This is a genomic window from Dethiothermospora halolimnae (assembly GCF_037577855.1).
Classification (GTDB): domain Bacteria; phylum Bacillota; class Clostridia; order Tissierellales; family VENL01; genus Dethiothermospora; species Dethiothermospora halolimnae.
On the sequence record NZ_JBAKFX010000005.1, the window covers coordinates 1 to 19,342 of the forward strand.

General features: G+C 30.6%; 21 protein-coding genes. 2 read left to right on the top strand and 19 right to left on the bottom strand.

Annotation, left to right across the window (positions count from 1 at the left end):
* Positions 1-469: 469 nt before the first annotated feature.
* From V6137_RS03010 to hisZ, 12 genes are all read right to left on the bottom strand, one after another.
* The gene (locus tag V6137_RS03010; protein ID WP_425446396.1) at positions 470-874 is read right to left on the bottom strand and encodes a hypothetical protein; all 405 of its coding nucleotides are present in this window, start codon (positions 872-874) and stop codon (positions 470-472) included.
* Positions 875-960: 86 nt separating this feature from the next.
* Positions 961-1,917 carry a tRNA modification radical SAM protein MnmL/YtqA gene (gene mnmL, locus V6137_RS03015; protein ID WP_425446397.1) on the bottom strand — a complete coding sequence of 319 codons (957 nt, stop codon included), beginning with the start codon at positions 1,915-1,917 and terminating at the stop codon, positions 961-963.
* 641 nt (positions 1,918-2,558) lie between these two features.
* Entirely contained in the window at positions 2,559-3,035 is a 477-nt protein-coding gene (locus V6137_RS03020; RefSeq protein WP_425446398.1) for a LiaI-LiaF-like domain-containing protein, read from the bottom strand.
* A gap of 91 nt (positions 3,036-3,126) precedes the next feature.
* Complete coding sequence (gene hisIE, locus V6137_RS03025) at positions 3,127-3,756, bottom strand: bifunctional phosphoribosyl-AMP cyclohydrolase/phosphoribosyl-ATP diphosphatase HisIE (RefSeq protein ID WP_425446399.1); 630 nt, start codon at positions 3,754-3,756, stop codon at positions 3,127-3,129.
* 4 nt (positions 3,757-3,760) lie between these two features.
* Positions 3,761-4,534 (bottom strand): imidazole glycerol phosphate synthase subunit HisF, encoded by a 774-nt coding sequence (hisF, locus tag V6137_RS03030; protein ID WP_425446400.1) that lies wholly within the window; start codon positions 4,532-4,534, stop codon positions 3,761-3,763.
* 9 nt (positions 4,535-4,543) lie between these two features.
* Positions 4,544-5,251 carry a 1-(5-phosphoribosyl)-5-[(5-phosphoribosylamino)methylideneamino]imidazole-4-carboxamide isomerase gene (gene hisA, locus V6137_RS03035; protein WP_425446401.1) on the bottom strand — a complete coding sequence of 236 codons (708 nt, stop codon included), beginning with the start codon at positions 5,249-5,251 and terminating at the stop codon, positions 4,544-4,546.
* Positions 5,248-5,847: an imidazole glycerol phosphate synthase subunit HisH gene (gene hisH / locus V6137_RS03040; RefSeq protein WP_425446402.1), complete on the bottom strand. Its 600-nt coding sequence runs from the start codon at positions 5,845-5,847 to the stop codon at positions 5,248-5,250. Before hisH ends, hisA begins: the two co-directional genes overlap by 4 nt.
* Position 5,848: 1 nt before the next feature.
* Positions 5,849-6,433 carry an imidazoleglycerol-phosphate dehydratase HisB gene (gene hisB / locus V6137_RS03045; RefSeq protein WP_425446403.1) on the bottom strand — a complete coding sequence of 195 codons (585 nt, stop codon included), beginning with the start codon at positions 6,431-6,433 and terminating at the stop codon, positions 5,849-5,851.
* Entirely contained in the window at positions 6,430-7,485 is a 1,056-nt protein-coding gene (gene hisC / locus V6137_RS03050) for a histidinol-phosphate transaminase (protein ID WP_425446404.1), read from the bottom strand. Before hisC ends, hisB begins: the two co-directional genes overlap by 4 nt.
* A 2-nt stretch (positions 7,486-7,487) precedes the next feature.
* Complete coding sequence (gene hisD, locus V6137_RS03055) at positions 7,488-8,774, bottom strand: histidinol dehydrogenase (RefSeq protein ID WP_425446405.1); 1,287 nt, start codon at positions 8,772-8,774, stop codon at positions 7,488-7,490.
* Complete coding sequence (hisG, locus tag V6137_RS03060; protein WP_425446406.1) at positions 8,771-9,412, bottom strand: ATP phosphoribosyltransferase; 642 nt, start codon at positions 9,410-9,412, stop codon at positions 8,771-8,773. Before hisG ends, hisD begins: the two co-directional genes overlap by 4 nt.
* A 10-nt stretch (positions 9,413-9,422) precedes the next feature.
* Positions 9,423-10,697 carry an ATP phosphoribosyltransferase regulatory subunit gene (gene hisZ, locus V6137_RS03065; RefSeq protein ID WP_425446407.1) on the bottom strand — a complete coding sequence of 425 codons (1,275 nt, stop codon included), beginning with the start codon at positions 10,695-10,697 and terminating at the stop codon, positions 9,423-9,425.
* Positions 10,698-10,941: 244 nt separating this feature from the next.
* Here hisZ and V6137_RS03070 point away from each other — a divergent pair, with 244 nt between their 5' ends.
* On the top strand, positions 10,942-11,130 hold the full coding sequence (locus V6137_RS03070; protein ID WP_425446408.1) for an asparagine synthase: 189 nt from the start codon (positions 10,942-10,944) through the stop codon (positions 11,128-11,130).
* A 238-nt stretch (positions 11,131-11,368) separates the two neighbouring features.
* Here the strand turns inward: V6137_RS03070 and V6137_RS03075 are convergent, their stop codons facing one another.
* From V6137_RS03075 to V6137_RS03085, 3 genes are all read right to left on the bottom strand, one after another.
* Positions 11,369-12,118, bottom strand: coding sequence for a peptidylprolyl isomerase (locus tag V6137_RS03075; protein ID WP_425446409.1), 750 nt, complete (start codon positions 12,116-12,118; stop codon positions 11,369-11,371).
* 84 nt (positions 12,119-12,202) lie between these two features.
* A complete protein-coding gene (locus V6137_RS03080) occupies positions 12,203-13,135 on the bottom strand; it encodes a DMT family transporter (RefSeq protein ID WP_425446410.1) in 933 nt (310 codons plus the stop codon).
* A 194-nt stretch (positions 13,136-13,329) separates the two neighbouring features.
* Positions 13,330-14,166, bottom strand: a complete 837-nt coding sequence (locus tag V6137_RS03085; protein WP_425446411.1) for an HAD family hydrolase — start codon at positions 14,164-14,166, stop codon at positions 13,330-13,332.
* Between the two features lie 245 nt (positions 14,167-14,411).
* Between V6137_RS03085 and V6137_RS03090 the strand changes: the two genes are divergently transcribed.
* Complete coding sequence (locus V6137_RS03090) at positions 14,412-14,996, top strand: peroxiredoxin (protein ID WP_425446529.1); 585 nt, start codon at positions 14,412-14,414, stop codon at positions 14,994-14,996.
* A gap of 15 nt (positions 14,997-15,011) precedes the next feature.
* On the opposite strand, the gene V6137_RS03095 is transcribed toward V6137_RS03090, so the two are convergent.
* From V6137_RS03095 to V6137_RS03110, 4 genes are all read right to left on the bottom strand, one after another.
* Positions 15,012-15,587, bottom strand: a complete 576-nt coding sequence (locus V6137_RS03095) for a class I SAM-dependent methyltransferase (protein WP_425446412.1) — start codon at positions 15,585-15,587, stop codon at positions 15,012-15,014.
* Positions 15,588-15,709: 122 nt separating this feature from the next.
* Positions 15,710-17,011 (bottom strand): M18 family aminopeptidase, encoded by a 1,302-nt coding sequence (locus V6137_RS03100; protein ID WP_425446413.1) that lies wholly within the window; start codon positions 17,009-17,011, stop codon positions 15,710-15,712.
* A 131-nt stretch (positions 17,012-17,142) separates the two neighbouring features.
* Positions 17,143-17,538, bottom strand: coding sequence for a DUF1292 domain-containing protein (locus V6137_RS03105; RefSeq protein ID WP_425446414.1), 396 nt, complete (start codon positions 17,536-17,538; stop codon positions 17,143-17,145).
* 136 nt (positions 17,539-17,674) lie between these two features.
* Positions 17,675-19,132 carry an aminoacyl-histidine dipeptidase gene (locus tag V6137_RS03110; RefSeq protein ID WP_425446415.1) on the bottom strand — a complete coding sequence of 486 codons (1,458 nt, stop codon included), beginning with the start codon at positions 19,130-19,132 and terminating at the stop codon, positions 17,675-17,677.
* Between the last annotated feature and the right edge of the window lie 210 nt (positions 19,133-19,342).

Below are 19,342 nucleotides of genomic sequence, written 5' to 3' on the forward strand. Positions count from 1 at the left end.
ATCGAGTGTTTTAATAATATCAAATAAAGACTTTCTTGTAGCTGCTATAAAATGATTTTTCATAGGTATAACCTCCTTAAGAATATTATGCTCAAGGTTATTCACCGCATTTTTGCTAATTTATCAAGGGTTTTATGAAAATATTACATAAAAAAAGAGCTCTGTGTGTAAGAACACACAAAACTCTTTATTTCTTCTTAACTTAATGACATTGGGCTTAGCCACCTCTGTCTGTCTTTTAAGTATCTTTAGACAAAGTAAGCAAAAATGGGAGCCATACCACAGGATTTGTGAAAATATAGAATAAGGGAGAAAATTGTTTAGAATTCCACTGTTTGAGCATAGCGAGTTTGGAATTCTATTTTCGACCGTTTCTATATATTTTCCAAATCCGAGGACTGGCGAACATTTTTGCTTACTTTGTCAATACCCTAAAGTGGCTAAGCCACCTTTTTCTACTTAGGAATTTCTAACTAATTATATATTTCTGTAAGTCATCAGGTAGTTCTGTCATGGTGGAATTAACACTTAATACGAATCCTATACTATGTTTATTCATTACTTCTTTTATTAATTTTCTTATTTCCTCTACACCTACATCTAGTATTTTATATATTCCGTCTATATATATTTTTGTAATATCATAATTCTCTGCCATGATTCCACATAAAAAGCCACGGAAAGATTCAATATTATCAATATCGAACTCCATGGCATTAATTAACCTTATATCATGGTTTAAATTCAGCATATTACTATTATCTGCATCAACAAACACAATGTTTCCATCTGTAGTTTTAACCTCACCGTTGGCCATATCAATTAACTTGGTTGTTTTACCAGACCCTTCTGGGCCATAAATTAACTTTATCATTATAACCACCCTCCAGAAATTTATAGTTTTCTTCCTATAATATAAGTATTCAACAAATAGAAAAAATCTCCTTCAAAATTTTCTAACTATTCAATAAATTTCTTTACGGCTTTCCCATTTAAGTAATCACATTTTTTACCTTGATAGGTTTCTAGTCTCTTCATATTATCTATTATACTATCTTTTATCTTCCACCAACTGGTATTCCAATTTACAAATAACGTATTTTCTTCCGGCGCCCTACCTATTAATCTCTGTATAACTATATCCTGTTTTAAGTATTCTAAAAAAGTAATTACTCTATCCACATACTCTTCTTTAGTTATCATTCTAATTTCATTATTTTTATATAGTTTTCCAAGTACTGTATCCTTTACTATATATAATGAATGTAATTTTATGTAGTCAATATTAAGAGCAGATAGTATTTTTGCATCTTCAATAACATCAAAATCACTATCCCAAGGGAGATTAAGTATTATATGGGTACATACATTAAAGTTATACTTTTTTATTCTAATAACACTATCAATAAACTCTGCCAAGGTATGACCCCTATTGATCTTCTTAAGGGTATGATAATTTACTGATTGTAAGCCTAACTCTATAGTCACATTAATATTATGTTTATCACTAATTTCCTTTAAAAATTTTAAGTGCTTATCGTTTATACAGTCCGGTCTTGTGGATATAGATATTTCAACTATATCTTCCATAATAGATTCTGTTATGGCCTTTTTAAATACATCAAATTCCATATATGTATTTGTAAAGTTTTGGAAGTATGCAATAAACTTTTTTGCTTTGTATCTTTTTCTTATATATCCCATATTATTTTCAAGCTGCTCCCTTACTGAGATAGTATTTGACAAGTTTTCAAATCCAGCTCCCTCTTCCCCACAAAATATACATCCTCCGGTACTTACACAACCATCCCTATTTGGACAAGTCACCGGTAAATTTATAGGTAATTTGTAAACTTTTTGACCATATTTTTCTTTCAAATGGACTGAATATACTCTATATAGATCTTTTTCTTCCACATTAATCACCTCTATTTAATTTATCTTATGTTTTATACATCATTATATAATGTATATTTTCCTATTTCAAGAAATGTATCCATGTAACCATGTAGTTTAAGACCAACGGCACCTTGAGTCTCTTTTTTGAAATATCTGTTATAAAAAAGGCTATATTTCTTAATAAGCTGTGGGATTACGAATCCCCCAGCAACCTAATTTTTATGAATCCCCCAGCAACCTAATTTTTATGAATCCCCAGCAACCTAATTCTTATGAATTTCCAGTAACTTAATTCTTATGAATTTCCAATAACTTAATTCTTATGAATTTCCAGTAACTTAATTCTTATGAGTTCCAAGTAACTTAATTCTTATGAGTTCCAAGTAACTTAATTCTTATGAATTTCCAGTAACTTAATTCTTATGAGTTCCAAGTAACTTAATTCTTATGAGTTCCAAGTAACTTAATTCTTATGAGTTCCAAGTAACTTAATTCTTATGAGTTCCAAGTAACTTAATTCTTATGAATTTCAAATAAATAAATCCTTATTAATTTCCAGCAATTAAGCTATTGTGAATTCTCAACAATTAAGTTTTACTATTGCCCTATAAGGCATTAAAATTGGCCCGAATATATTCAGGCCTTACATGAAATACAATTTATTTTCTTCGTAATATAACAACCAACCCAACAATAATAAACACTATAGCCAATATAAGATTGAAATCTACCCTTAATTTTGTTGTATTGGCCAATAGAGAAATAACCGAGAACCCTCCTAAGATTCCAACTGGCACTAAAAGACCTGCATCTCTATCAGCAAATATATATAACTGGAAAAGTCCTATAGCCACTCCTAAGGGGAAAACTGGCCATAAATCTCCCATTAAACCCCAACCATATATATCCATTATGTAAAATAATATACCATAGGTAATTAATATACCCCCAGGTACCAATAATCCCGGATTATTTCTATCCGAAAAATAGCTAATTTCAAAAATCAAACCCGGTACTAGTAATGCTAGTGACCAATGGAGCCCTATACTTATATCAATTACATCTAAATTACTTAAAAGAAAAAGTCCTCCTATAATTATTAATATAAATCCCAACACAAAGTTTTTTCTATTCAAATGTTACACCTCCTTATAAATTGATATTCCATAAAAAAAATAAAATTCCTTTATAATTAGGAATTTTATTTTACACCGTTTTTCTATATAATCATACTTTATATCTACTATATAATTCTCTTTCTATATCTTCTATTGTTATTCCCATCTCTATCATAAGTACCATAACATGGTATACTAAGTCCGAAATTTCATATACTGTTTCACTTTTAGAACTATTTTTTGCCCCTATAATAACTTCACTTGTTTCCTCTCCTACTTTTTTTAATATTTTGTCTATTCCCTTCTCAAATAGATAATTAGTATACGATTCTTCTTTAGGATTTATTTTTCTATCAATTAAAAGTTTATATAGTTTCTTAATAAGTCCACTTTCTACTTCCTTATCAAAAGAATCGGTCTTTGCTAGATCTTTATAAAAACATGAGTAACTTCCCCTATGACAAGCTACCCCCGCCTGTAGAACCTTTATCAATAAAGTATCACTATCACAGTCTAATTTTATCCCTTTTACCTCTTGATAATTAGACGATGTCTCCCCTTTATTCCAAAGTTTCTGCCTACTTCTACTGAAAAACCATGTTCTCTTTGTTTCTATGGTTTTATTTAAGGACTCTTTATTCATATAGCCTAGCATTAATACTTCCTTAGTTTTATAATCCTGTATAATAGCTGGTATAAGTCCCTTATCATTAAATTTAATATTTTCAATATTAATCAAAATATCACACCCTTCTAATACTAATTCCTTTATTATAAAGATAATCTTTTAAATCCTTTATCATAATTTCTTTGTGGTGAAAAACCGATGCTGCCAGTGCTCCAGTTCCATTTCCTATATTTAAAACATCATAGAAGTCTTCTTTTTCACCTGCCCCTCCCGAGGCTATAATAGGTACATTTACTTCATTACTCAATCTTTCTATTAATTCTGTATCATATCCCTTTTTAACTCCATCCATATCAATACTATTTATAACTAGTTCCCCGGCCCCTAGCTCTACCCCTTTTTTGGCCCAACTAATTACATCCACCTTAGTATCTAATCTTCCTCCGTTTATAAATACACTCCATCTATCATCTATTCTCTTGGCATCAATAGATAACACTACACACTGGGCTCCAAACTTCCCAGAAGCTTCTTTTATTAATCTTGGATTCTTAACAGCAGCAGAGTTTATGGATACTTTGTCGGCTCCTGACCGTAATATTTTAGTAAAATCATCTATACTCCTTATTCCCCCTCCAACTGTAAAGGGAATAAATATTTCTTCCGATACTGCCTTTACTATATTGGCTATAATCTCCCTATCTTCATAGGATGCATTTATATCATAAAAGACTAACTCATCAGCACCTTGATCATTATAGTATTTTGCTAATTTTACTGGATTATCTATTTCTTTAATATCTTTAAATTTAGTCCCCTTTACAACTTTCCCGTCTCTAATGTCTAGACAAGGGATTATTCTTTTTGCCAACACCTTTATCACCTCCATAGACTTAAACTATATTTTAATAACCTCATCAAAACTTATCTTATTATCATAAAGGGCTTTTCCTATAATGCATCCATATATTCCTATTTCTTTTAATTTCATTACATCTTCCTTGGTACTAACCCCGCCTGATGCAATTATATTTATATTACTGCTATTATTTAATTTCTTATAAACATCTATGTTAGGACCCTTCATCATTCCATCTTTGGCTATATCAGTATATACTATTGATTTAACCCCTACCCCCTCTAAATCACTAACAAATTCTATAGAGTTTATAGCACTGGTTTTATTCCACCCCTCTATTGCCACCAGTTCCTTTTTTGCATCCACTGATACTACTATCTTTTCATCATATTTATTGACTAAATTCTTTAATAGCTCTCTATTATTAATTGCAATGGTTCCAAGTATTATTCTAGATACTCCTATATCTATTAGGGTGTTGGCTTTATCTTCATCCCTTATTCCTCCCCCTATTTGAATGGGTATCTTCACTTCTTTTAGTATTCTTTTAATAATTTTCATATTCTTGGATTTTCCCTCTTTAGCTCCATCTAGGTCCACCAAATGAATGTATTCCGCCCCTTTTTCCTCCCACATTTTAGCAACTTCTAAGGGATTGTCATTATATACAGTAACCTTATTGAAATCCCCTTGGGTTAATCTAACACATTTGCCATCTTTCATATCAATAGCCGGAAATATTTTCATTTTACCAACTCCCCAAATCCTCTTAGCAAAGACAGTCCCGCTTCACCACTTTTTTCTGGATGAAACTGCATTCCAAACAAATTTTCCTTTCCAACTATAGCTGGAACCTCTTTACCATATTTTGTTGTAGCGATAATTTCATCTCCATCGGACTTTACATAGTATGAATGGATAAAATATACATAATCTTCTTTTATATAATTGTCAATTTTACTTTTTTTCTTTATATTTAACTTATTCCATCCCATATGGGGAACTATTAAGTCCTCTTTAAATTTAACAACTTGTCCCTTTAATAGCTCAAGCCCTTGGGTCTCTCCATTTTCAAAACTCTTCTCATATAAAAGTTGCATCCCCAGACAAATACCTAATATTGGTTTTCCTTTATTTACATTATCTATAATTGTTGGAATAAGTTTTGACTGTTTTAAATTTTCCATTGCATCATTAAATGCCCCTACACCAGGGAGTATAATCCCATGGGCTATGTCTATATCATAGACTTTATTACTTATAATAGAATCGATTTTTAAATAGTCTAAAGCTTTTTTTATACTTTTTAAGTTTCCTGATCCATAATCTATAATAGTAATCAATCTAAATCACCCCTTTAGTGGACATAACACCATCTATCCTACTATCAATTGTAGTTCCCATATCTAGTGCCCTTCCAAGACCTTTAAATATGCTCTCGATCATATGATGGGTATTATATCCTGTTATCATTGATGCATGTAGTGTTATTTTACTATTCATGACAAATGCTCTAAAAAACTCTTCAGCTAACTCTGTATCAAAGTTCCCTACTTTATCCCTTGAAAATTCAATATTCCATGATAAGTAGGGTCTACCGGATATATCCATAGCTATAAGAGATAGGGCTTCATCCATAGGGGTATATATATTTGAATATCTTTTTATCCCCTTTTTATCACCCAAAGCTTCATTAAGTCCTTTTCCCAACAATATACCTATATCTTCAACTGTATGATGTCCATCTACTTCTAAGTCACCTTTACAGTGTAGTTTTAAATCAAATAAGCCATGCTTTGAAAATAACTGTAACATATGATCAAAAAAACCTATACCTGTATCAATATCGCTTTCTCCGCTACCATCTATATTAAACTCAAGTTCTATATGGGTTTCACTGGTTTTTCTAGATTTTTTTATGCTCCTCATAATATCACCTCTTTAAGTCCATTAATAAATATATCATTTTCCTCTTTTGTCCCCACAGTAACCCTAAGATGCCCCTTTAACACTTCATTTTTAAATCTTCTAATTATTATTCCTTTATTTAATAATCCCTGGAATACTCTATCTCCTTGTTCTACTTTAAATAAAATAAAGTTTGTTTCAGAGCTATAAACTTTAACTTTGTTTATTCTTTCCATCATATTGATTAGTCTATCTCTTTCTTTTTTTATTTCTAATATTTTATCTAAGATTAATTCTTTATTTTTTAGTATTCTAGTTGCTATTATTTGACTAATAGTATTTAAATTATAGGGAGACTTCACACTATTTAAATAGTAGATTAAATCCTTAGATGCTATAAGATATCCTGTTCTAATGGCTGCTGCACCAAAGGCTTTTGAAAAGGTTCTTAGTATTACTAGCCTGCTATATCTCTCTATTTCCTGTAGCATTGTTTCTCCTCCAAATTCTATATATGCTTCATCCACAACCACTATACTATTTGTTTTATTAATTACTTTAATAATTTCCTTTTTACTAATGGTATTTCCAGTTGGGTTATTTGGAGAACATAAAAATATAACTTTAGCCTTTTCCTCATTAGATTTACGAATTATTTCATTTATATTTACTAAAAAATTTTCCTTAGTTGGTACTGCTATATAATTACCTCCTGCCAATAAAACTGAGTGTTTATACATGGAAAATGTAGGCTCATGGGATATAACACTGTCTCCTTTATCTATAAAAGTATTTGTTATTAAACCTATCATCTCATCGGAACCATTACCTAGTATTATATTGCCCTTACTCACTCCTAAATGCCGTGACAATTCTACTTTTAATCTTTTACACTGATTATCAGGATATCTATTTATATAAGCATTTAATATATCATCCACTGCTTCATTTAATATATCTTTAGGTAGATTAAAGGGACTTTCATTGGCATCCGTTTTACATAGATAGCTTTTGCTATAGACATTATAGGGTTTTAATCCCTTTACACTTTCCTTAACTAATTGATTTATCATAACTACTCACACCTTATCCTTATGGAATTGGCATGGGCGGTTAAACCTTCTTCCTCTGCTATCCTTATTATTTTATCCTTTGCATTGATAAGGGATTTTTTATTGTAATATATAATACTGGATTTTTTAATAAAATCATCTACTCCTAATGGAGAAAAGAATTTAGCGGTTCCACTTGTAGGTAATGTATGGTTAGGACCTGCGAAATAATCCCCCAGAGGTTCAGGAGAATACTCCCCAATAAATATTGCTCCAGCATTTTTTATGTTATTTAAATTTTCAAATGGACTTTTTATCATTAATTCTAAGTGCTCTGGGGCTATTTCATTTGACAATGTAAATGCTTCTTTTAAATCATTAACTATAACTATAGCTCCAAAATTTGAAATGGAATCCTTCATTATACTGTTTCTAGATAATTTAGACATTTGTTCTGATAAATCTTCTTTAACCTCACTGGCTATTTTTTCAGAAGTTGTAATTAAAATCGATGACGCTAAATTATCATGTTCAGCTTGAGATAGCATATCTGCAGCTATAAACTTGCTATTGGCTTCATCGTCGGCTATTATTAGTATCTCACTGGGACCTGCAATCATATCTATATCAACATAACCATAAACCATTCTTTTTGCCATGGTCACATATATGTTTCCTGGTCCTACTATTTTATCAACTTTGGGAACTGTTTCTGTCCCATATGCTAAGGCTCCTATTCCTTGAGCACCACCAGCTTTAAATATCTTTTCTATCCCTGCCACTTTTGCTGCAGCCAATATTTTATTATTTATACTACCATCTTTAGATGGGGGAGATATTAATACTATTTCCTTAACCCCTGCAATTTGAGCAGGTACTGCACACATAAGTAATGTAGATGGATAGGGAGCTGTACCTCCAGGAATATACAATCCTACTTTAGAAATGGGATTATATAGTTGCCCAAGCATTATCCCATCTTTACTATTATCTATCCATGAGTTTTTCAGTTCTTTTCTATGATAATCCTCTATATTCTTTTTAGAAGTTTCAAGTGCCTCTATAAAATCCCTCTGACAACTACTATATCCTTTATCTATCTCCTTTTTTGATACAATTATATTTTTTATGTTTTCACAATCAAATTTTTCAGTATATTTTATTAGACCATTGTCTCCTTTACTTTTAACATCCATTAAGATTTGTGAAACTGTATCATTAACTCCACTAAAATCTAACTGAGTTCTATTAAGCAATTTATTAATCTCTAAATTATTCTTTTCCTTTCTGCAATCAATAATATTTATCACCTATTTTCCCCCTCCCTGTATCTTTCAATTTTATTAATTATTTTTGATATTACATTATTCTTAACCTTAAAACTTACTTTATTTGATATAAATCTAGCAGAAATATTATGCATATCTTCAATTACTTCTAATCCATTTTCCTTTAGGGTTCTTCCAGTCTCTACAATATCCACTATTATATCTGAAAGTCCCATTATGGGAGCTAATTCAACCGAACCATTAAGCTTTATAATGTCTATATCTATTCCTTTATTGTAAAAATAATTTTTAGCTATGTTGGGATATTTGGTTGCAATTTTTAATTCTGTTACCATATCATGAATTTCAAAGCCCTTTAAAGCTGCTATAGAAATTTTACACTTACCAAAACCCAAGTCCATTATTTCATATATATTCTTTCCTTCCTCCATAATAGTATCTTTACCAACGATGCCTATGTCAGCAACTCCCCGTTCAACATATGTGGGTACATCCGTTGGTTTAACAAATATAAATTTTATTTTTTCTTCTTCATCCTTTAAAACTAGCTTTCTAGAAGTGCTATTTAATTCTGTTTTTCCTAAGTTTATTTTTTTAAATAATTTTATGGAGTCCTCTGCTATTCTTCCCTTTGCAAGGGCTACACTTAAATATGACATAATTCACCTCCTAGTGTATTGATAAGTTTTTAAAACCTAAATTAATTTTTTTAATAAAATCATCATATTTAATATTATTGGATGTGTTTTTTACCACGTCTATAATCTTCAACCTTTCATTATCCAACAATATTAAATTGCTTTTTCTCTCCCTTTCTGCAATTTCAATATAATTTTTTAAACTATTATCTTTATCTTTTACAACTGTAATATAACCAACATCCCTTAACTTTTCTGCTAAAAGTAATGCTCTCTTTCTATTGTTTTTAGGATAAATAACTTCATAATCAATATTACTTCCATTAGCTCTTAACATATCTTCCCCTCCTAAACCATTAATCAACTTATCTATATTAACACCAAACCCAGTAGCTGGAATATCCTTTCCATAATTCTCAGCCAACTTGTCATATCTTCCTCCATTTAAAATAATAGAACCATAATTGTCCATATATCCATTAAAAATTGTTCCTGTATAGTAGTGAAGGTCATTAATTAATCCCAAATCAAATGATATATAATCTTCATAACCTAGTTCTGTTATTATGTCATTAATCTCCTCCAGTTCTTTTAGTGCCTTTTCCATTCTAGAATTTAATGGGATAGTCCTTATTTCATTAATTAATCCTCCAAAATTCCCATATAGTTTAGGAAGCTTTGATATAATTTCTTTATGATTATCTAAAATATCTATTTTCTGTAGTAATATTTGTATCTCATCTTGATTTTTATCCTGTATTAATCTTCTCAATTTATTTTTAGCTTCAGTATTAATTTTTATATTTTCAAATACACCCCTATAAAACTCTGTATGCCCTATATCGATGGTAAAATTATCACAAAATCTTTTTAATGTTTTTATAGCTATTGATATAACCTCTGCATCGGCTAAGGTTGTATTGTTCCCAAAATATTCTATTCCTCCCTGAAGAAACTCTTTCTGTGTTTTATTAACCTTTCCTCCCATTCTAAAAATTTTTGATATATAAAATAGTTTCATCTCATCTATATCTTGATTTTTATTTGCAACGATATTGGTTATTGGAATAGTCATATCAGGTCTAAGGACTAATACCTCTCCCCTACTATCTATAAACTTATATAGCTCATGATTACCAAAGGTTCCTTTATTATTTAAAAATAATTTATACTGTTCCATAATTGATGTGGATATTTGCCTATATCCATATTTTTTAAATACATCCTTTATTCCTTCATATATATTTTCTTTTACTTCATAATTGTAGATGTCCCATGTATTCTTTAAATTTTTTCCTTGTATCATAATTCCACCTCGCTTTAGTGCTTTATTGCTTTACTTCGTTAAAGTATCTGGATATAATAATACTACTGTTATTTTAAAATGTCAAGAATTTTTTATTTGAAATTTTTTTAGGTAATCAATTCTAACATTACATTTATTATCATCAAATATTAATGTTCTATTTAACAAATAATATTATTAGAAAGTTTCTTAAAGTAATATGTTATTACTCTTAGAAAATGAAACTAACATTAGGAGGTATTTAATGCATACAAGAGAAGGTTTAATACCAACAGTACTAGGCACAGCCGTTACTACCTCTGGATTGGCAATGAAAAAAGCTATTCCCAGCTCTTTGGCTTGGGGATTAGTAGGCTTTGGTCTTGCCCATATAGTTCTAGGTTCTATTGATTTAGTAGAGCATAGAAATGATGGTGAAATAATAGAAGGATAGGAAGAAATGCACCTTTGTAGCTTCTTTGTTCTCAAAGTAAATGGTGCAAAAAAATAAGTTGGGGGATTACGAATCCCCCAACAACTAATTATAAATCTCCCAAAAACTAATTATAAATCTCCAAACAACTAATTATGAATCTCCAAACAACTAATTACAAATCTCCAAACAACTAATTACGAATCTCCAAACGACTAATTGAGAATAATCAAAACGACCCTATATAGGGTCGTTTTGATTATTCTGCTATTTCTACTTCGTATTTTTGCTTAAGTTCATTGCTCTTATTGAAGTATGCTTCGTTTTGTTTTTGAGCTACTAATTGTTGTGATAGTTGATTTTTAACTTCATCAAAAGTTTTCATTGATTCTGGTTGCTTATCAGTAACTTTTATTATGTGGTAACCGAACTGTGTTTTAACAGGCTCACTTACTTCACCTTTTTCCATCTTAAAGGCTGCTTCTTCAAATTCAGGTACCATTTTACCCCTTGTAAATGAACCTAAATCTCCGCCTTTAGCATTTGAAGGACACTTTGAATACTTTTTAGCTCCTTCTTCAAATGAAAGTCCATCGTTTATTTCTTTTAATATTTCCTTAGCTTTATCTTCTTCATCTACTAGGATATGACTAGCTTTTACACTCTCTGGATTTTTAAATTGTTCCTTATTGTCATTATAGTATTTCTCAACTTCTTCTGGGGCTACTGAAATATCATTAAGTACTTTCCTAATAGCATATTGCTTTAGAAGATTCACTTTCATATTTTCTACTTCTACTTTAAAAGCTTCTTCTTCTTCAAATTTATTGTCTAAGGCATTTTGATAAAATAGCTCTTGGTTAACAAGTTCAGTAAGTAATCTCTTCTTTCCTTCTTCTGAGTTAAATTGCATTGCCTGTTGTGGTCCTAATCCTCTTAATAATGCCTCTACGTCCTTTTCGGTAATTTCTTTGCCATTAACTGTTGCTAAAACTTTATTTTCGCTCATATAAACTCTCCTTTTTAATTGTAGTCAGTTGTTATGATAACAGAAAACTAGCCATTTGTCCAATTAAGATACTACCTTATTTTTTTACTGACCGACTTTTTTATCCCTTTTATTTTTTACTCCAAAGTAATTGGTACCCCATACTCCTAATAATATCATAAATCCTCCCAGAAAATGGAACCAATAAAAGTCTTCATTTAATATTATTACACCAGCTAAAATTGATACTATCGTGGTTAGGTTAGCAAATACAGCGGATTTTGATGCTTCTAATTTAGATAACATAAAATTAACCAAGAAAAATGCTATAACTGAAGATAGTACCCCCAAGTATAATACTGCTGATAGAATATCTATATTTAATAGAGGATTAAAATAATCTAATAAATCCCCATTATTAATATGTTGTATCACGGATATACCATTGAATACTATTGTTCCAATCCACATCATCACAAAGGTTATTTCCACCGGTTTAAACTGTAATGACGACTTTCTAGATAGGATATTAAAAAACCCTGCTGATATAACGGCTCCCAATAATACAAATATCCCTGCTATACTTCCTCTTACATCCATACTCCCCTTCATTATATTTATAAATATAACCCCCGCTACTGATAATATAACAAATAAAAATTGTTTTGGTGTGGGTCTTTCCTTTAAGAATATATATGCCAGTATGGTAACAAAAACAGGTATTAAAGCTATCATCATCCCTGCTTCAGATGAAGATGTCATTTTTATACCTAAAGTCTCAAATATAAAATATGATACAGGTTGAAATAACCCTAATAATAACAATATGTGTATTCTTTTCCCTTTAAAATTTATTTTAATTATACCTATAAGTTGCAATATAGTTAAAACTGTGGCAGCCATCATAAATCTAAATCCTAATAAATGAAATGGTTCAACTAAATCCAATGATTTTTTAGTAAACATAAATGAAAATCCAAATATAGTTGAATAAATAATCCCAGCTATTATTGGTAAGTATTTCTTATTATCTCCCATATTTTATCACACCCCTTTTTATTTTCTTTTGCCACAACTTAGATTTTATATCAAAAGAAAAAATATTTCAACACTCGAAATATTTTTTTGAACAAAGACGACTTTGTCCCTTCTTTGTTCTGCGCAGAGTGCAAGGTGTAGAGAGTAGGGAGTTGGTGAAACCATAAATTTATGTAGGGATTGATAATATAAAGTTATATATCAAACACTTTTTTCAGTACCTTACCTACTCCTCCCTCATTGTTAGTACTATCAGTTACTATATCTGCTATACTTTTAACTTCATCGGATCCATTTTTCATGGCTATACCTAGACCTGCTTTTTTTATCATTTCTATGTCATTATTATCATCACCTATAGTTATTATCTCATGGTCTTTTATACCCTTCGCTTTAGCATATTCTTCCAAAGTAAGCCACTTTGAACCTAAAGGGTGCATTACTTCAAGCATTCCCCCAGCCACTGTTAATTTACTCATGATATGGGAACTATATTTTTTAGGATAATTTTCTTTTAGATCCCTTTCAAATTCACTAAGTTTTTTCATGTCACCAACATATACTGCTGCTAAGACCTTGGGATCTTCATATTTAAGAAAGTCCTCTATCCATTTATATCTATTCATTTTTTCTGATACATGATGGGAGTATTTTTTATTACCTTCATCTAGCTCAAGTAATAGATCATATCCCTCTTCATAATGGTCTACATGCAATATAGGATACATATCCCTAGACTTACTCTCTTTAACCAGTTTATAGAAGTCACTTCTATTAAGATACTTTTTGACTAAGACTTTATCATCAGAGGCAGTTCTGACTATGTTCCCATTGTTGGCCATTATAACCAAGTTCATATTTAAATCTTTAGTTAATCTTTTTGCGGCCCAATACCTTCTTCCTGTGGCAATTAGCACTTCAATGCCATCTTTATTTAATTTATTTAATACTTCTATATTTTCTTTTACTATATCTTTATTATTATTTAAAAGTGTACCATCTAAATCTATAGCTATAATTTTGTATTTCAAATTTATCACCCCGTATTATTACCTTTTTCTATACATTTATTATAATTCCTTATGTCTATAGGATGCAAGGTTTATCATCTAAATAACACTATTTATTATATTTGAATATTATATAATTGAAGGGAGGCATAAAAATGAGAAATCCTTATTATTGGTATTACAACACCTACTGTTATACCCCAAAACAACCTAGAAATTATCCACCTCAACAATCTTATAAAAATGAAAACCATAAACGACCTTGTATGATAGAAGATAAATATTGCGATTATTTCGACTTAGGTGATAAAGCTCCTGGTTTTACTTTGGATGGAATAGTATGCGGTGATAGAAAGAAAGTTTCTTTATCTGATTATATAGGAAAGTGGGTAGTACTATTTTTCTATGGTTCTGATTTCACCTTTGTTTGACCAACAGAACTGGCAGCGGTAGCTGAAAAGATTGATAAATTCCATGCTTTAGACGCAGAGGTATTGGCCATTAGTACAGATAGTATCTATTCCCATAAGATATTTACAGAAACATCTCCATCGGGAAGAAAGATAAATTATCCATTATTATCAGATAGAACGCAAAGAGTTTCAAAAACCTATGGAGTTTTAAACGAAGATGAAGGTTTTGCCTATAGAGGAACTTTTATTATTGATCCTGAAGGTAAAATAAGAGCCTGGTCTGTAAATCCTCAACCTGTGGGAAGAAATATAAATGAGATATTAAGAATAATAGCAGGCCTTAAGTATAACAGAGAGACTGGCCTGGGAGTTCAAGCAGGATGGCAACCTGGAGATAAAGGTATTCCTATAGGATGGGAGTATGTTGGAAAGTATTAAGGTGACCATGTCACTTTAATACTTTTCTAACAATACACCATAATGGGTATCTGTTAAATCTAATTTATTTACTAATTTTATATTATGTTCCTTTAATATGTTTTCTAAATCTTTGTCGTCTAATCTAGCTTTTAGTGGTGGTCCACTTTCTGTATCAACCTTTTTCCATTCTATTATTGCTAGTCTTCCCCCTATATTTAATGAATTAAGATAGTTTTTTAGGAACCTATCTTTATCATCTATTTCGTGCATTACATTGGATATTAAAATAAAGTCTATATTATTATCCCTAAGTCTAGCTGAATATTCATCGCTATTGATGATAACCATATTTTTTATATTATTTTCCTTAATTTTTTTCCTAACTTCTTCTAACATTTCCTCTGAAGTATCTACAGCATAAACATTCCCTTCTTTTCCCACAATTTCACTGGCAGGTATAGAAAAGTATCCAATCCCACATCCAATATCTAACATATTACTTCCCTTTTCTAATTCAAATCTCCTTAGGATTTCCCTAGGGGGAAATTTTTCTCTTCTCTCTTTATTATCTAGTTTTTCTTTATGCTTGGGATCAAATTTATGAGCCAAAGTATCATCTCCTTTATTGTCATATATACCTTTAGTTATACCCAGAAATAATAGAAATAAATAGATTTTAATTCTCATTCCTACATAAAAACGAGATAGCCATTTGGCTACCCCATTACTTTTTATAATTTATAAAATTCTTCAAAGGACTTAGTTATATAGTAATGATCCATTACTCCTCCAAGCTCTCTAATAGAATGCATAGCAAGCATTGGGTTTCCTATATCTATTGACCTAATGTCCATTTGTCCCGATGAAATAGGGCCTATAGTAGAACCTCCCCTTACATCTGAACGATTAACAAACTTTTGTACAGGTACCCCTGCTTTTTCACATATCATCTCATACACAGCATCTGAATTACTATCTGTTGTATATGATTGATTTGCATTTATTTTTATAACTGGTCCCTTATTTAACAATGGTCTATTTGTTGGATCATGTTTTTCCGGTGCATTTGGATGTACTGGATGGGCCATATCAGCAGAGATAATAAATGAGTTATATAAAGCTCTATAAAAATCTTCTTTATCCTTGCCTAAGCCATTTACTATTCGTTCTAAAATATTTCTTACCATAGGTGAACCGGCACCTTGTTTTGTTCTACTTCCAACTTCTTCATTATCAAAACATATCATTACATTTGTTGCCTCTGAAGCTTCAGTGTTAGCTATTGCATTTATACCTGCATGTACCATAGCCAAATCATCAAGTTTACCTGCTGATATAAATTCATCATTTAATCCTACTATACTACCTTTTTCATATTCATATAAATAAAGTTCAAAGTCCACTATATCATTGCTATTAACATCTAATTCCTCTGCTAATAATTTCACTAAATAGTTATCCTTTTCAAATTTCTCATTAACCATTGAAACCAGGGGTAATGTATCTTTTTGTTTATTTAATTCAACACCTTTATTTACTTTATTATTCATATGTATAGCAATGTTTGGTATTATCATAATGGGTCTTTTTATATTTATTAGTTTACTCTCTGGATTCATTATATCATCGCTTTTAAGTGTTACCCTACCAGCTACCGATAATGGTCTATCTAACCAGGTATTTAATATAGGGCCACCATATACTTCTGTATTTAATTTTAAATAGCTATTTTCAGTAACTATTTCTGGAGATGGTTTTACCTTAAACCCTGGAGCATCAGTGTGACCACCTATAAGCTTAAATCCAGCTTCTTCTATATCTCCTGTTCCAATATTGAATGCTATTAGTGCAGAATCATTTTTCGTAACAAAGTATTTCTTTCCCTTTTCTATATTCCATCTTTCTGTCAACTTTAATTCATTAAAACCTTTCTCTTTTAAAATATCTTTAGTACTTTCCACAGCATGGAAAGGGCTTGGACTATTATAAATAAAGTCAATTAAATTGTTTGCAAGTTTTATTTCTTTCGTCATATCAAGACCTCCTGTTTTTTATATTTAATAGATTCTATAAGTGTGTAAAACCTATTTATACCAGCTGAACTTTTGCCCCTCCTTTATCTGTGCAAAGTTCAGCGATCAAAGGTGAAGATTAATAAAGTTTATTAATCTTCCTCTTCATCATTTCCGAAAAGTTCATAAAAAGCTTCTGTGGCTATTTCAAACTCATCGTCACTTTCTATATTTTCAAGTTCTATTTCGCCATCTACCTCTTTATATCTATATAATAATACCCTATCGTCATTATCTGGAACTAATGCAATATACTCTATATCTTCAACTTCAAAATTTCCCAACACATAGCATTCTAGCTCCGTATCATCATCTAGGGTTATATACATAACCTCTACTTCTTCATGTTCATGATCGTGGCCACAGCCACAATCTCCATCGTGGTGTTCATGTCCACAACCGCAGTCCCCATTATTGTGGTCATGTTCACATCCACAATCTTCATCATGTTCGTGATTACATTTACATTTTTCATCGTGTTTATTCATTATCAAATCTCCTTTGTTCAAATTTATTTATGTAGCTTAATAATATATAGGGAAACATAATGTTTCCCTATATATTATTATAGGTATTTTTCTACTACTTTAAACAATTACTTCTATAAAAGTATATTAAAATCCTTTATTTAATTTCCTTTAACACTCCAAGTAGGTACTTCCACATTCTTTGAGTTGAAGATATGCTTAAATGTTCATCGGGGGTATGCACATCAAACATATTAGGTCCAAAGGAAATCATATCTACATCTCCAAGCTTCTCTCCAAACAAGCCACATTCTAATCCAGCATGAATAGCTGTAATCTCAGGTTTTTTACCAAATATGTTTTCATATACATTTACAAATACCTCCCTTATATATGAATCCTTTTTATATTCCCATTCAGGATAACTTGCTTCATTAGTTACTTCTGCATCTATTAGTTTTGCCATAGTTTCTATTTTAGTTGCTATATCATCTTTAAGAGTTCTTACAGAACTTCTTATGGCACTTTCTAAAACCACTTTATCTTCAGCTGTAGTAACTACCCCTAAGTTAGTTGAACTTTCCACCAAACCTTCTATATCCATACTCATAGACTGTATTCCATTCGGCATAAGCATAAGGGCTGATATTACTTTTTTTGTAGTTTTTTTAGAGAAGGCTCTTTCTATATCATCTTCAACAAAATCACACCCTATGTAAACCCCTGGATCTGAAGTTTTTAATTCGTTTTTAAATATTCTGTTCCAGTTATTAACTTCATTTTCTAAATCCTCTTTATGACTGCTATCTATTAGTATTGTAGCATCTATCTCTCTGGGTATTGCATTCATTTTTGCTCCACCATTAATATCAGAAAGGGAAATATCAAAATTAGATTCAATGGAATATAAGATTCGTCCCATTAATTTATTTGCATTTCCCCTTTCCTTATTAATTTCCATACCGGAATGTCCACCTTTAAGACCCCTAAGCTTTAGAGTATAAGGTAATAAATCTTTTTCTACCTTAGAATACTCTATAGGTATATGAACTTTATTTCTCACTCCACCGGCGCAACTTACTAATAAAACTCCCTCTTCTTCAGAATCTATATTTATTAATGTCTTTCCTTTCAAATTATTTGGATTTAGTTGATTTGCTCCTCCCATACCGGTCTCTTCCTCTGTAGTAACTAAAATTTCAAGGGGAGGATGGGGGATATCATTTGAATCTAGTATGGCTAAACAATATGCCACTGCTATTCCATTATCAGCTCCTAATGTGGTATCTGTAGCCCATATCATGTCATCCTTTATTCTAAGATTTAAAGGGTCCTTTGAAAAGTCATGCTTTGTTCCCTTATTTTTTTCGCAAACCATATCCATATGTCCTTGTAATATAACAGTAGGTGCATTTTCATATCCCTTAGTTCCCGGTTTTCTTATTATAATATTTAAAGCTTCATCCTGTATAACTTCTAAATTTCTTTCCTTGGCAAAATCAACTAAGTAATCACTTACTTTTTTTTCATCCCCAGAGCATCTAGGTATTCTAGTCAAATCCTCAAAATATGTAAATACACTTTTGGGTGATAAATTTTCTAAAACTCTTTCCATATTTAACATCCCTTTCTTTTTTATTTGAAACTAATTATGCTATTATTTTTATATGTTTCAACATTTAAGATTATGTTTCCTGCTTTTATTAAGAAGAGTTTAAAAATATATTTATATCCTTAATAACTATTATATCCTTTATTACAACTTAAATTAGAATAAAAAAAAGATTATTTCCAAATTAAAAACAATCCTTTTCCTAGGTTGATT

Coding starts and splice junctions, on each gene's coding strand:
- hisC (WP_425446404.1), bottom strand. CDS start 7,485: ATGATAAATCAATTAGTTAAGGAAAGTGTAAAGGGATTAAAACCCTAT.
- hisA (WP_425446401.1), bottom strand. CDS start 5,251: ATGAAAATATTTCCGGCTATTGATATGAAAGATGGCAAATGTGTTAGA.
- V6137_RS03075 (WP_425446409.1), bottom strand. CDS start 12,118: ATGAGCGAAAATAAAGTTTTAGCAACAGTTAATGGCAAAGAAATTACC.
- hisG (WP_425446406.1), bottom strand. CDS start 9,412: ATGTCATATTTAAGTGTAGCCCTTGCAAAGGGAAGAATAGCAGAGGAC.
- hisZ (WP_425446407.1), bottom strand. CDS start 10,697: ATGATACAAGGAAAAAATTTAAAGAATACATGGGACATCTACAATTAT.
- V6137_RS03100 (WP_425446413.1), bottom strand. CDS start 17,011: ATGACGAAAGAAATAAAACTTGCAAACAATTTAATTGACTTTATTTAT.
- V6137_RS03110 (WP_425446415.1), bottom strand. CDS start 19,132: ATGGAAAGAGTTTTAGAAAATTTATCACCCAAAAGTGTATTTACATAT.
- V6137_RS03070 (WP_425446408.1), top strand. CDS start 10,942: ATGCATACAAGAGAAGGTTTAATACCAACAGTACTAGGCACAGCCGTT.
- hisF (WP_425446400.1), bottom strand. CDS start 4,534: ATGGAGGTGATAAAGGTGTTGGCAAAAAGAATAATCCCTTGTCTAGAC.
- V6137_RS03080 (WP_425446410.1), bottom strand. CDS start 13,135: ATGGGAGATAATAAGAAATACTTACCAATAATAGCTGGGATTATTTAT.
- hisB (WP_425446403.1), bottom strand. CDS start 6,433: ATGAGGAGCATAAAAAAATCTAGAAAAACCAGTGAAACCCATATAGAA.
- V6137_RS03105 (WP_425446414.1), bottom strand. CDS start 17,538: ATGAATAAACACGATGAAAAATGTAAATGTAATCACGAACATGATGAA.
- V6137_RS03010 (WP_425446396.1), bottom strand. CDS start 874: ATGATAAAGTTAATTTATGGCCCAGAAGGGTCTGGTAAAACAACCAAG.